Annotated in this window: 12 protein-coding genes and 1 pseudogene; 7 read left to right on the top strand and 6 right to left on the bottom strand. The window is 46.3% G+C overall.

Features of this window, described 5'->3' with window-relative positions; all coding sequences use genetic code 11:
- Window positions 1-93: 93 nt before the first annotated feature.
- The gene (gene guaA, locus EP181_RS03155) at window positions 94-1,674 is read right to left on the bottom strand and encodes a glutamine-hydrolyzing GMP synthase (protein ID WP_127471750.1); all 1,581 of its coding nucleotides are present in this window, start codon (window positions 1,672-1,674) and stop codon (window positions 94-96) included.
- A 162-nt stretch (window positions 1,675-1,836) separates the two neighbouring features.
- Window positions 1,837-3,297 carry an IMP dehydrogenase gene (gene guaB / locus EP181_RS03150; RefSeq protein ID WP_127470367.1) on the bottom strand — a complete coding sequence of 487 codons (1,461 nt, stop codon included), beginning with the start codon at window positions 3,295-3,297 and terminating at the stop codon, window positions 1,837-1,839.
- Window positions 3,298-3,627: 330 nt separating this feature from the next.
- On the opposite strand from guaB, the gene EP181_RS03145 reads away from it, so the two are divergent.
- Window positions 3,628-3,960, top strand: coding sequence for a hypothetical protein (locus EP181_RS03145; protein ID WP_127470366.1), 333 nt, complete (start codon window positions 3,628-3,630; stop codon window positions 3,958-3,960).
- Window positions 3,961-4,093: 133 nt separating this feature from the next.
- On the opposite strand, the gene EP181_RS03140 is transcribed toward EP181_RS03145, so the two are convergent.
- Window positions 4,094-4,759: an energy-coupling factor ABC transporter permease gene (locus EP181_RS03140; RefSeq protein ID WP_127470365.1), complete on the bottom strand. Its 666-nt coding sequence runs from the start codon at window positions 4,757-4,759 to the stop codon at window positions 4,094-4,096.
- A 124-nt stretch (window positions 4,760-4,883) separates the two neighbouring features.
- Between EP181_RS03140 and EP181_RS03135 the strand changes: the two genes are divergently transcribed.
- Window positions 4,884-5,291, top strand: a complete 408-nt coding sequence (locus EP181_RS03135) for an RDD family protein (RefSeq protein ID WP_127470364.1) — start codon at window positions 4,884-4,886, stop codon at window positions 5,289-5,291.
- A 62-nt stretch (window positions 5,292-5,353) separates the two neighbouring features.
- Entirely contained in the window at window positions 5,354-6,184 is an 831-nt protein-coding gene (gene serB / locus EP181_RS03130) for a phosphoserine phosphatase SerB (RefSeq protein WP_127470363.1), read from the top strand.
- A 186-nt stretch (window positions 6,185-6,370) separates the two neighbouring features.
- Here serB and EP181_RS03125 read toward each other — a convergent pair whose 3' ends face one another.
- Window positions 6,371-7,366 carry an MBL fold metallo-hydrolase gene (locus EP181_RS03125; protein ID WP_127470362.1) on the bottom strand — a complete coding sequence of 332 codons (996 nt, stop codon included), beginning with the start codon at window positions 7,364-7,366 and terminating at the stop codon, window positions 6,371-6,373.
- Window positions 7,367-7,506: 140 nt separating this feature from the next.
- Between EP181_RS03125 and exbB the strand changes: the two genes are divergently transcribed.
- The 4 genes from exbB to EP181_RS03100 all read left to right on the top strand — a co-directional run bounded on the left by exbB (window position 7,507) and on the right by EP181_RS03100 (window position 9,697).
- Window positions 7,507-7,923, top strand: a complete 417-nt coding sequence (gene exbB, locus EP181_RS03120) for a TonB-system energizer ExbB (RefSeq protein WP_127470361.1) — start codon at window positions 7,507-7,509, stop codon at window positions 7,921-7,923.
- Window positions 7,924-7,956: 33 nt separating this feature from the next.
- The gene (locus EP181_RS03115) at window positions 7,957-8,340 is read left to right on the top strand and encodes an ExbD/TolR family protein (RefSeq protein WP_127470360.1); all 384 of its coding nucleotides are present in this window, start codon (window positions 7,957-7,959) and stop codon (window positions 8,338-8,340) included.
- The gene (locus tag EP181_RS11875; RefSeq protein WP_172959678.1) at window positions 8,340-9,152 is read left to right on the top strand and encodes an energy transducer TonB; all 813 of its coding nucleotides are present in this window, start codon (window positions 8,340-8,342) and stop codon (window positions 9,150-9,152) included. The genes EP181_RS03115 and EP181_RS11875 overlap by 1 nt, the downstream gene beginning before the upstream one ends.
- Window positions 9,153-9,265: 113 nt before the next feature.
- A complete protein-coding gene (locus EP181_RS03100; RefSeq protein WP_127470357.1) occupies window positions 9,266-9,697 on the top strand; it encodes a SufE family protein in 432 nt (143 codons plus the stop codon).
- A 16-nt stretch (window positions 9,698-9,713) separates the two neighbouring features.
- Here EP181_RS03100 and ppsA read toward each other — a convergent pair.
- Window positions 9,714-12,172: pseudogene (ppsA, locus tag EP181_RS03095) on the bottom strand (phosphoenolpyruvate synthase).
- Window positions 12,173-12,235: 63 nt separating this feature from the next.
- Complete coding sequence (locus EP181_RS03090; protein ID WP_127470356.1) at window positions 12,236-12,925, bottom strand: class I SAM-dependent methyltransferase; 690 nt, start codon at window positions 12,923-12,925, stop codon at window positions 12,236-12,238.
- Between the last annotated feature and the right edge of the window lie 98 nt (window positions 12,926-13,023).

Here is a 13,023-nt window from a genome sequence, read left to right as displayed (position 1 = left end):
GTACTCGCAAATAAAAAAGGCTTTCAGTTGAAAGCCTTATTTTAAACGTTAATGCATCACATCACTGCATGGTCAAATCACCAGGCCTGGTGATTATTCCCACTCAATTGTTGCCGGCGGCTTGCTCGAAATATCGTAAGTTACGCGGGAAATTCTTGGAATTTCATTAATAATTCGTCCCGAAACATGTTCTAAAAACTCATACGGCAAATGCGCCCAGCGCGCGGTCATAAAGTCGATGGTTTCTACCGCACGCAGCGCCACCACGTAATCGTAACGACGCGCGTCGCCGACCACGCCCACCGATTTTACCGGCAAAAACACCGTAAAGGCTTGCGAGGTTTTATTGTATAAATCCCACTTAACCAACTCTTGAATAAAAATATGGTCAGCCAAACGTAAAATATCGGCGAACTCTTTTTTAACTTCGCCCAAAATGCGCACGCCCAGGCCTGGTCCTGGAAACGGATGGCGGTACACCATGTCGTAAGGCAAGCCTAAGGCCACACCCAATTTACGCACTTCGTCTTTAAACAGCTCACGCAACGGTTCAATTAACGACATTTGCATGTCTTCGGGCAAACCACCCACATTGTGATGCGATTTAATGACTTTGGCTTTACCGGTTTTAGAGCCGGCTGATTCAATTACGTCGGGGTAAATAGTGCCTTGTGCCAACCATTTAACCCCTTTTAACTTGGCCGATTCCGCATCAAATACAGTAATAAATTCACGACCAATAATTTTACGTTTTTGCTCAGGATCAACCTCGCCAGCCAACGCGTCCATAAAGCGTTGCTCTACGTCAGCGCGAATCACTTTTATGCCCATGTTTTGTGCAAACATGGCCATAACTTGATCGCCCTCTTTATGACGCAACAAACCGTGATCAACAAACACACAAGTCAGTTGATCGCCAATGGCTTTGTGCAATAACGCCGCCACCACCGAAGAATCAACCCCGCCCGACAAACCAAGCATCACCTGATCGGTTCCTACTTGCTCACGCACGCGCTTGATGCTGTCTTCGATGATGTTTTCGGTGGTCCAGTTTTTATCGCAGCCACACAACTCCACCACAAAACGCTCAATCATGCGTTGACCTTGTTTGGTGTGGGTCACTTCTGGGTGAAATTGAATACCATAAAAATGTTTGCTTTCATTGGCCATCCCCGCAATGGGGCAATTGGGCGTACTGGCCATTAATTTAAAACCTTCGGGCATTAAATCCACGCGATCACCGTGCGACATCCATACATCCAACATGCCAAACCCTTCTGGGGTCACGCTGTCTTCAATGTCTGTTAAAAACGCAGTGTGGCCGTGAGCGCGCACTTGCGCATAGCCATATTCGTGTTCGTCGGCATTAATTACCTTGCCGCCCAACTGTTCGGCCATGGTTTGCATACCATAACAAATCCCCAACACCGGCACACCCAAGTTAAAGACAATCTCGGGCGCAACCGGTGCATCGTCACCGGTAACGGTTTCGGGGCCGCCCGACAAAATAATACCTTTTGCGCCAAAGTCTGCGACACTCTTGGCATCAATATCCCAGGGTTCTACTTCGCAATAGACGCCAATTTCACGAATACGACGGGCAATTAATTGAGTGTATTGCGAACCAAAATCTAAAATAAGAATTCGATGTTCATGAATGTTTGTTTGCGTCATTTGCGTCATAGGGATTCCAGATCTAAATTTTATAAACTTTTATAAATTTTTATAAATTTTTATAAAACGATATTAAAACAAAAAGGCTTACCAGAGAACCTGGCAAGCGCTTATGGCGTTATAGGGTTGTTTTGCGGACGTTACGTCAACATCATCGCAATATTACATACGATAATTTGGCGCTTCTTTGGTCATCATCACATCGTGCACATGGCTTTCGGCCATACCGGCCGAAGTCACGCGTACAAAAGATGGTTTGCTGTTCATGGTGGCTATGTCTGGGCAACCGGTGTACCCCATACTCGCACGAATGCCCCCCACCAATTGGTGAATAATCGGCGCTAAAGGCCCTTTGTAGGCCACGCGGCCTTCGATGCCTTCGGGGACTAATTTATCGGCGGCATTGCTGGCCTGAAAATAACGATCGCTTGAACCCGTCGGTTGCGCCATCGCTCCTAAAGACCCCATGCCTCGATAGGATTTGTAAGCACGACCTTGGTAATATTCAATTTCACCTGGCGACTCTTCGGTGCCGGCAAACATACTGCCAATCATAACCGCCGACGCACCCGCCACTAAGGCTTTGGCTACATCGCCCGAAAAACGTAAGCCGCCATCGGCAATCAATGGCACGCCCGTACCTTGCAACGCTTTGGCCACGTTAGAGATGGCGGTAATTTGCGGCACACCCACACCCGCCACAATACGCGTGGTGCAGATAGAGCCTGGACCAATCCCCACTTTAACGCCGTCGGCACCCGCTTTAACCAAATCCAACGCGGCTTCACCGGTGGCGATATTGCCGCCAATCACATCGATTTCGGGATAATTTTGTTTAACCCATGAAACGCGGTCTAACACGCCTTGCGAATGGCCGTGTGCGGTATCGACAATAATCACGTCTACGCCCGCTTCAACCAAAGCGGCCACACGTTGTTCGGTTTCGGCACCGGTTCCCACCGCTGCACCCACGCGTAAACGACCGCCCGAATCTTTGCACGCATTGGGGTGGTCAGACGATTTTTCCATGTCCGATACGGTAATCATACCTTTTAATTTAAAGTCGTCGTTTACCACTAAAACACGCTCAATGCGGTGCTCGTGCAATAAATTAAGCACCACTTCGCGCTTTTCTTTCTCTTTTACCGTCACCAACTTATCTTTTGGGGTCATGATTTTAGCGACCGATTGCGTTAAATCGGTTACGAATCGAATGTCGCGCGTGGTAACAATACCCACCAAATCATCGCCATCCATAACCGGCGCGCTCGACACACGGTTCTTTTTCGTGATTTTAATCACGTCCGCTACGGTGTGCGTAACTTGAACCGTAACGGGATCTAAAATAACGCCGTGTTCGTATTTTTTAACCTTACGCACAACGTCGGCCTGTTGCTCAACGGTCATGTTTTTATGCACAATGCCAATACCACCCTCTTGCGCCATCGAAATCGCCAAACGCGCTTCGGTTACCGTGTCCATTGCGGCAGAAAGAAAGGGAATATTTAAAGAAATATTTCGGGTTAATTTGGTTTTTAACGACACGTCTTTTGGCAGCACCGTTGAATGGGCTGGCACCAATAAAACGTCGTCAAACGTTAAAGCATCTTGCAAAATTCTCATTTTTTCCTACCTTGTATAAAACTTTATAAAATTTATAGGCCGATTAGTTATTTCTCTACAAAATCGATCACTTGCCTAAGGAAAATTGAATATTATTAATTTTCAATACGTTACACTTAAAAACCATATTAAAAAAACAAAAAACCACTTATTTTCTCTCTATTGGGGGGTATTATAAAGATTGACACGACTGGGGTAAACTGAATAACGTAGGCATCTGGGTTAAATTGATAAATTCTATTAAAATTTAGGCTTTAATATTGCTCGATAAGCCTTTACAATGATTTGGCAAACAAAAACAAGAAAGCTTTTTAATTGGAGAATACAAAAATGAAGAAATTGATTATTGGTGCATCAATCGCCGCTGTTTTAACATTAAGTGGTTGTACTGGAAACGAAGTTAAAACCGCCGCTACTTACGAAAGCATTGTAGCAGAAGCCAAAGCCGCACAAGAAGTGTCGATAAAAGGTGGACACGTTTGGAAACAAAAAGCGATGAAAACCAACTACGTTGAGCATTACCTTGCTTTAGCTGCAGAAGCTAAAAAGAAAGGTGATGAAGATGCGGCCATAAAACACGCAAAAAATGCGTTAAAAACAGCCAATGCTCAAGTTGCGCAAATTAATGACAACGCCGATTTAAAAGCGGCTTGGTCAAAATAATCTAGACTCGCGCTTTAAGTTACATAAAAAACCGGTTTAAACCGGTTTTTTTATGTCCGAATTTTCAAATAGAAATTTTTGCATTGTAACCAGGCCTAGTCAATTTACCTTTGCAAACTAACGTCTTTTCAAACTAACTTTTAGACGCTGCATCCCAATCAAACGTAGCAACCCAGTGCGGCTTAAGCATTAACAACGCACCAATAATCATTCCATTAATAAACCCCTCTGGTGTAGCCATAAGTGGAATAAAGGGAATAAAGACCTGTTTTAAAGCAGTATACGACAACACTTCTGACGACCACAATGCCAGAGTGGCCAAACTTAACGACACCACCACGCTGATTGAAGCGGCCAAAAACGCGTTAAAAAACACATATACAAAATAATTTACCTCTAAATATCGCCTGGCTATTTTAAGCAACCCAACAGTGATAAAAATAGGCACCAACCCCATAATCACAGCATTAATACCCAATGCTAACACCCCCAAATCAGCTTGAAACACCACGCCCAATAGTGCCAAACTCATGGCTAAAATAGCAAATTGCGCACCAAACATTAAAACAAGCGTCGTCATTAATAAAAAGTGAAACGTAATGCCACTGCCTAAACTAGCGCCCACTTGCCATACCAAAAACACGACCAACGTGGCGGCTAAAAACACATGTTGTGCGCCTTTATCGTTTTGCACTTTGTGCCATGGCGCGGTTTTAAACGCCCAAACAAGTGCACTTAAAAACAACAATCCGCCGCCCACTAACCAAGGTAAGCCCAACCCTTCTGCCACTAAATTCATATAATCTCCTTAAGTGTTTAACGCTATTTAAACCCCTTTATTACACCATTTTAACCTACCACTAAGCTAATGAGTGTGTACAATAATTGCCCATTAATAACACTTTAAGCGCTTTAAACACCCTATGACCTCTTTTAAAATTATATTTGCCCTGTTTTATGACCTTATCTTACTGTGTGCGGTGTGGTTTGTGGCCGCCATTCCGTTTGTAATTTGGCAAGGCGAAGGCTTTGAAAAAGACCCTATTCGCCTGCTTGGATTTCAACTATACCTTTTAACCATTACGTATTTTTATTTAACATACTTTTGGACGCAAAGCGGACAAACGCCCGGATTACGCACTTGGAAAATGCAATTGGTGCGCACAGACGGTTATTTACTCACCCGTCACAACGCCAATTTGCGCTTTTTATTAACGGTATTTTTATGGCCAATTGGCTGGATTGGCTTATTTACACCGCAAAAACAATTGGTGCAAGATAGGTTATCACACACTAAAATAATCGCCGTTTTAGACATCAACGCTGACTAACTCGCACCGATACTCCCTCAACTCGCTAAACTTGGGCCAACAGGCCACATAGGAACTCTTGAATGGCAACCCTTATTATTCACTCAAACGTGCTCAACCGTGAACAAACCATCCTTATTGAAACCACTTTTGGCTCACCTACAAAAGTGGCTCAGCATTATCGTGTCATCCTGCCATTCACCCCTGAAAAAACACAACTCGCCAATCTAGCCCAGCAGTTGCAAATAGATGTAAACCTATTGCCCGAAGGGTTTAATGCCAACGGCATTAAACTGGTGATAAGCGACATGGATTCAACTTTAATTTCGATTGAATGCATTGATGAAATTGCCGATTTTATTAACGTAAAACCGCAGGTGTCTGCCATTACCGAGGCCGCCATGCGCGGCGAACTTAACTTTGAAGAGTCGCTAACCCAGCGCGTGGCCTTATTAAAAGGTCTGGACGCCGGTGCCTTGCAACACGTTTACGACGAGCGCTTAACGCTTAACCCAGGCGCGCAAGCGTGGATTACCGGCTTAAAAAATCAAGGCATTGCGTTTGCCCTAGTGTCGGGTGGATTTACCTTTTTTACCGACCGTTTAAAAGAGCGCTTAAACTTAGAGTTTAGCCGCGCCAACGTACTCGATACCGCGCAAAACCAACTGACTGGTAAGGTGCTGGGCGGCATTATTGGCGCACAAGCAAAGGCCGATTTTTTACACGAGCTGTGCGCGCACCTTAACATAACTCCTGCACAAGTGATTGCGGTGGGCGATGGCGCTAACGATTTGTTAATGATGCAAGCGGCCGGTTTAAGCGTAGCGTACCACGCCAAACCCACCGTGCAAGCCCATGCCAGCACGGCATTAAACTTTAGTGGCCTAAACGCCATCTTAGACTTTATTGCGTAACTACAAGCCTTATTACATTGACCAGGCCTGGTTAAAACCGATTTAACCAGGCCTGGTCAATTGCTTGCAGGGTTTTACCGCTTAACGTTTTACCGTTTTATTTTAAAAACAAAAAAGCCGGAAATAATTCCGGCTTTTTTGTGTGTCTATATAACATCGCGGTTAAGCAATAATTATCTTAGACTCTTAAAACATGCTCTTTTCCACTTCCGCTACGGCGGTGGCGACAAACACACCCAAGGTGCTGTCGTAACCTGGCCATTTGCTGGCCACGTCTTTCATAAAAGGGTTTTCCATAATTTTGGGTTTCATCTCAAAATCAGACATTCCTTGGTCATAATACTTGGTGGCATCATTGTAAATAACCTCGCAAAACTTTTGCATGTCTTCACAAATGGACGCATTGTCATGCGGACCGTGACCTAAAATATAGTGATTGCAACCCAAAGCCTTGGCTTTTTTCATGGTTTCAATGGTGCCGGCAAACGAACCGTCAGCCATGTTAGCCACACGACGCATCGCAGTATCGCCTAAAAAGGCCACTTTATCCTCTACCACTTCCACAATTAAATCGGCTTCGGTATGCGCTTTGCCAAATTGGTGAATGTTTAAGGTCACGTCGCCCAACTTAATGGTTTCGCCGCCTTTAAACTCTTTATTGGGCAGTGTAACTACCGTACCAGAAATACCGTTGTTTGAGTTACGTTGCATAAAGCCGAACCAAAAATCGCCCGCACCGGCTTTAATTTTTGCGATGGTGGCTGGGTGTGCGTAAATATCAACACCTGGATACGCCGCTTCAAACGCGTGATTACCCAAGAAATGGTCGCCATGATAATGCGTGTTAATCACCATAATAACGGGCTTATCGGTAACGGTTTTAATTTGACGCAACAACATCTCACCAATTTGCACCGAACTGCCCGTGTCTACCACCACAACGCCTTTGCTGGTGACAACAAAACCGGGGTTATTAAAAAAGGCATGGTTTTCAGGAGAAGGTTCTGGGTCTTTGGCCAATAAATAATAGCAACGATCGGTTACTTTAGTAACCGGAACATCGTACATTGGATCGGCTTTTACAACCATATCGGTGTTGGCATACAAAGGATTTAGCGCAGACACACCCACCAAACCGATGGAAAACCCCAATGCAGATTTTAATAATTCACGACGCTTCATGCGCGACTCCTCTTTTTATAGTGTTGAATTAATTTTCTAATATTATCATTCTTAAACGGCAAACCGTCATACTTTTTTAACCCTAATGAAACATAAATAGCTAAAATAGCCGTTTAAAAAATGCAATGGATCAATCCGCTATGGAACTGTTAAAAACCTACTTGGATATTTCGGTGTTTGGAATTTTAGGCCTGATGGGGTTTATCGCCTTATGGATTACACTGGAACGGCTGTTTTTTTACCGCCAATTGTCGCTTGCCGATTATTCGCACGCCGAACACATTAACATTGCGCTGACTAAAAACCTAACCACACTGTCTACTATTGGCGCGAATGCGCCCTACATTGGACTGCTGGGTACGGTAATTGGTATTTTAATTACCTTTTACGAACTTGGCCAACAACAAAGTATTGATACCGGTGCGATTATGACCGGCTTGGCGCTGGCGTTAAAAGCCACGGCCGCAGGGATTGCGCTGGCGATTCCCAGCATTATGGCCTACAACGGCCTATTGCGAAAAGTCGATGTACTCAACGCCCAATACCGTGCCCAATAATGCCGCTCTTAATCCCTTGCAAAAGCGCTCCCTATGAAACGTTTTGATACTATTAATGTAATCCCTTTGATTGACGTCATGTTGGTGTTACTGGCCATTGTGCTGACCACCGCCAGTTTTATTGTTAAAGACAATTTAAAAATTGACCTACCGCAAACCCAAAGCACGCAGGCGTATATGCCCGAAGAAAAACCCCCTATTAGCTTTCATATTGACGCTAATAATCAACTCTATTTAAACGAACAACCGCGTAGTCTTGCCGACATTTCTGATTTTTTAGTGAGCCTAGACAAGCAACAACCGCTGATTTTGCAGGTAGACAAACAAGCCAACTTTGGCGATTTTGTGGCGTTGGTTGACGCCATAAAACAGCAACAGCTCACCCAACTCACCATCTTAACCAAAGCGGCACCTTAATGACGTTAAACGGTCGTTCGGCTTTTTTATTGAGTGCTGCCGTGTATGGCCTAGCCATGCTAGGCGCTTACTGGTTTTTTATGCAACCCATTATGCAACCTGAAGCGCCAAAAACCGTGCAAGTTCCGGTCACCTTAAGCATGTTTGCCGAGCCTGAACCCGTAGTTGAACCCGTAGTTGAACCCGTAGTTGAACCCGTAGTTGAACCCGTAGTTGAACCCGTAGTTGAACCTGTAGTTGAACCTGTAGTTGAACCTGTAGTTGAACCTGTAGTTGAACCCAAGCCTGAACCCAAGCCTGAACCCAAGCCTGAACCCAAGCCAACGCCCAAGCCAGTTGTTGCAAAGCCTAAGGTAGAATCACCCCCCAAGCCAGCGATTGAGCCGGTCACCGTACCCAAAGCAGAGCCGATTACGCCGCCCATTGCGCCCACAAAAACACCGCCTAAAGCAGACGTAGTAGCACAACCTAAGCCCACTCCGCCGGCGTTTAGTCCGCAACAATCGGCCGACGCCGAGCGTGAATATTTAACGGCGTTACGCGATCAAATTGTCCAATACGCACGTGACACTTACCCCAAACGCGCTAAACGCATGCAGTGGCAAGGGGTGGTACTGGTTGAGTTTCGCGTGCAAAAAGATGGCACGATTCGCGATTTAAAAATCATTACTTCTTCTGACAAACCGTTGTTAGACGAAGCGGCTCTGTCTATTTTTACCGATAAAATGCAAGCACGCTTTAAAGCGTTTCCGGCAGAAATCCCGCGCACCGACTGGTTAATTCAAGTCCCGGTTAACTACCATTTACACTAAAAACGATTGACCAGGCCTGGTCAATCGCCTTTTTAAGCCATCGACTCACGCCAAACCCTCTGTTAAACTCGACAACTTACATAATGTCATCAACTTCACTCAAGGACTCAGCCGTGGATTTTACGCTTCCCACTAAAAGCATTGCCGATACAAGCGCCGATTTAATTAAACGCTTTACCCATTTTGCTAATCCAAAAGATCGCTATAAGTATTTGATTGATATGGGCAAACAACTGCAAATGTTAGACGAGTCGTTTCAAACCGAAGAGAACCGCATTCATGGCTGTCAATCACAAGTTTGGGTGCACATAGAAGAGCACAACGGCCATTTATTTATGCAAGCTAAAAGCGATGCAGCCATTGTGTCGGGGTTGATTGCTTTACTGCTTAAAATTTACCACGGCCGCACGCCAGAAGAAGTGGCGCACACGCCATTAGACTTTTTAGGGCAAATTGGCCTGCTTGACCAACTGTCGCCCAATCGTTCAACGGGTCTGTATCACATGATTAAACGCATTCAAGCCGAAGGTCAAAAACGTCTTTAGACGTCTTTAAACATTTTTAACCCTTTTGCAATCCTGGTTTAAGGCGCGCTTCGGCGGCCAATACCGTCGGCAATGTGCTTAACAGTGAGTCTGGATTCAGGCTCATCGAGTCGATGCCCAGCTCAACCAAAAAGTCGGCAAACTCAGGATAATCCGACGGCGCTTGGCCGCACAGACCAATGTATTTGCCATTGCGATGCGCGCCTTCTACCGCCATTTGCACCATTTTTTAACGCCCGCGTCACGTTCATCGTAATTAAACGCCACTTTGGCCGAATCTCGATCCACGCCTAGCACCAATTGCGCTAAATCGTTTGTGCCAATCGAAAACCCATCAAAATACACCGAAAACTCGTCTATTAACAATACGTTATTAGGAATCTCACACATCATATAAATTTGTAATCCGGCCTGCCCACGGCTTAAACCATTGGCGCTGAGCGTTTCAATCACTTTTTTAGCCTCTTCAACCCGACGACAAAACGGCACCATCACAATCACATTACTAAGCCCCAAGGTTTCGCGTACGGTTTTAATGGCTTGGCATTCTAAGGCAAAACTGGCGCTAAAGTCGGGGTCGTTGTAACGCGATGCCCCCCTAAACCCCAGCATGGGATTTTCTTCTTTTAACTCAAAAAATTCGCCGCCCAACAGGCTGGCGTACTCGTTTGACTTAAAATCCGATAAACGAACCACCACGGGCTTTGGGTAAAATCCTGCCGCAATGGTGCCAATCCCTTCAATTAAGGTGTGCACAAAATAGTCACTGCCGCTGGCAAATCCTTGGGTTAATTGGTTAATTTTGGCGCGCGTATCCGCGCACGTCACCAAATGCGGTGCCAACAACGCTTGCGGATGCACCTGAATTTGACTGCTGATAATAAATTCCATACGCGCCAAACCCACCCCATCATTAGGGAGTTGATTGACGCTAAACGCCAACTCGGGATTGCCTAAATTAAGCATCATCTGCGTTTTGGGTTTTTGCAGGGCGCTTAAATCGGTTTTAAGTATGCTAAACGCCACCTCACCGTCGTACACGCGACCTTCATCGCCTTCGGCGGCCGACACGGTCACCCTTTGGCCGGTTTTAAGCGTTGCAGTGCCGTGTTCTGTTCCAACCACGGCGGGAATCCCCAGCTCGCGCGCGATGATGGCGGCATGACAAGTTCGACCGCCGCGATTGGTGACCAGCGCGGCGGCGGTTTGCATGACTGGCTCCCAATCGGGAGTGGTGATGTCGGACACCAAGACTTCGCCTGGCTTAAACTCGCTTAACTGCGCCACCGATTCAATCACTCGCACGCGACCACTGGCAATTTTAGCCCCCACCGCGCGCCCACAAATTAAGGGTGCGGGGGTTGGCGTACCAATATGATACTGCGCCAAGGTGTGCGCATTGGTTTGCGACACCACGGTTTCGGGGCGCGCTTGCACAATAAACAACTCACCGGTTACGCCGTCTTTGGCCCATTCAATGTCCATGGGGCGCGGTTGGCCGGCTTGTTCCGAATAGTGCTGCTCAATTTTAATGGCAAACTCGGCCAACTTAAGCGCTTCGGCGTCGGTAATGCAATACTGCGTTTGTTCGGCGTGCGTGGTCGCTACATTCATAATCGACGGTGCGTCTTTGGTGTTTTGACCAGGCCTGGTGTAAATCATTTTGATTTTTTTAGCCCCTAAATGGCGCTTTAACACCGCGCGATAGCCTTGGTTAAAGGTGGGTTTGTGGACGTAAAACTCGTCTGGATCAACGGCACCCTGCACCACGTTTTCGCCCAAACCATAGGCCGCATTAATCATCACTACATCACTAAAACCGCTTTCGGTGTCAATCGAAAACATCACCCCCGAGGTGGCCAAATCGGAACGCACCATCCACTGCACGCCAATCGACAGTGCGACATCAAAGTGGTCAAAGCCTTTTTCCATGCGGTAATGAATGGCGCGGTCGGTAAACAAACTGGCAAAACACTGTTGGCACGCGCTCAAATACGCCTCAACGCCCAGAATGTTTAAAAAAGTTTCTTGCTGACCGGCAAAACTGGCGGTGGGTAAATCCTCCGCGGTCGCCGAACTGCGAATCGCCAACGAGCCTTCTACACCAAAACTGGCCATTAACGCGTGATAGGCGTCCGTCATTTCGGCCACCAAAGGCTCGGGCAGTGGCGCATTATTAATAAGCGCTCTTAACTGTGCGCCACGCGCTTGCAGCTTGACGGTTTGTCCTACCTCAACATCGTCCAATAAGGCGTGCATTTGCGGCCATAAATCATTTTGGTCGAGCAGGTAACGATAGGCCTGGGCGGTAATGGCAAAGCCATTGGGAATCGGCACGCCTTGGGGCACCAACTGTTGATACATCTCGCCCAGTGAGGCGTTTTTGCCCCCTACCAACGGCACATCGGTTAAACGCAGTTGGTTAAAAAATCGAATGTATTGATACTCTTTAAGCGATGAGTTTAACGATGACATTGACATAAGTGACTCCTTTGACCAGGCCTGGTTGGTTGCATGAGGCCTGTGTTTTTTTGGGTATTAAAGCGGTTTTTCAACCACAATACGCACCATGCGACCGCTGTTTTGCGGGGTGTTTTCTAATACAACAAAACCCGCTTGCGTCAGCAAATAAATCAAATCGTCGGCGTGATAACGGTTGTGCTCTAAAAAATGCTCAAACACATCTTCTAACTGTGCGCGCGGCATGGGTTCTTGCCAAATTTGTGGCGGGCTGTATTTGTGTTCTAAATACTGTTGCAGCGGTTGGCGTACCAAATCAATCACACAAAAACGTCCACCGGGTTTAAGCCAGGCAAACACCGCTTTAAACAAATTAACCGGTTGTGGCAGTTCGTGCACCAACATATTGGCCATGACCACCGCCACCGACCCAGGTTCTATGGGTGCGGCGGGTTGATTTAAATCGTCTTTTAAAAATCGGCCGTTGGCCGGTAACGCCAGTTGTGCGGCCAACATGTATTGCGCCGCGTCAATGCCCAGCGCCGTGTTGTGCGGATAACGCAACGCCAAATCGTTTACAAACTGACCAATGCCGGCGCCCACGTCCATTAACAAGTTACCTGGCTCAATCACCGGTGCCATTTTAGTGTCCCAAAAGTCCCAAAAATCGGCATCATGGCGCCGAGCGTAACTTTGGGTAATCATTTGACGGGCGTGCTCGGCATCCCCGCCGTGGTGTTTTAAAATTTGTGCTTGAGTGGCTTGCATACTGACTCCTTTATTTGGTTATTTTGAGAGACTTTTGAATATTATGTTGCGTGCTATCTGTGGATTGCGCTGACTCTTTTTAATTAATAAATTCTCGC

The sequence above is a fragment of the Thiomicrorhabdus aquaedulcis genome (genome assembly GCF_004001325.1).
Classification (GTDB): Bacteria; Pseudomonadota; Gammaproteobacteria; order Thiomicrospirales; family Thiomicrospiraceae; genus Thiomicrorhabdus; species Thiomicrorhabdus aquaedulcis.
Note: the sequence above shows the minus strand (reverse complement) of the source record. Positions and strands in the feature narration are given on the sequence as shown.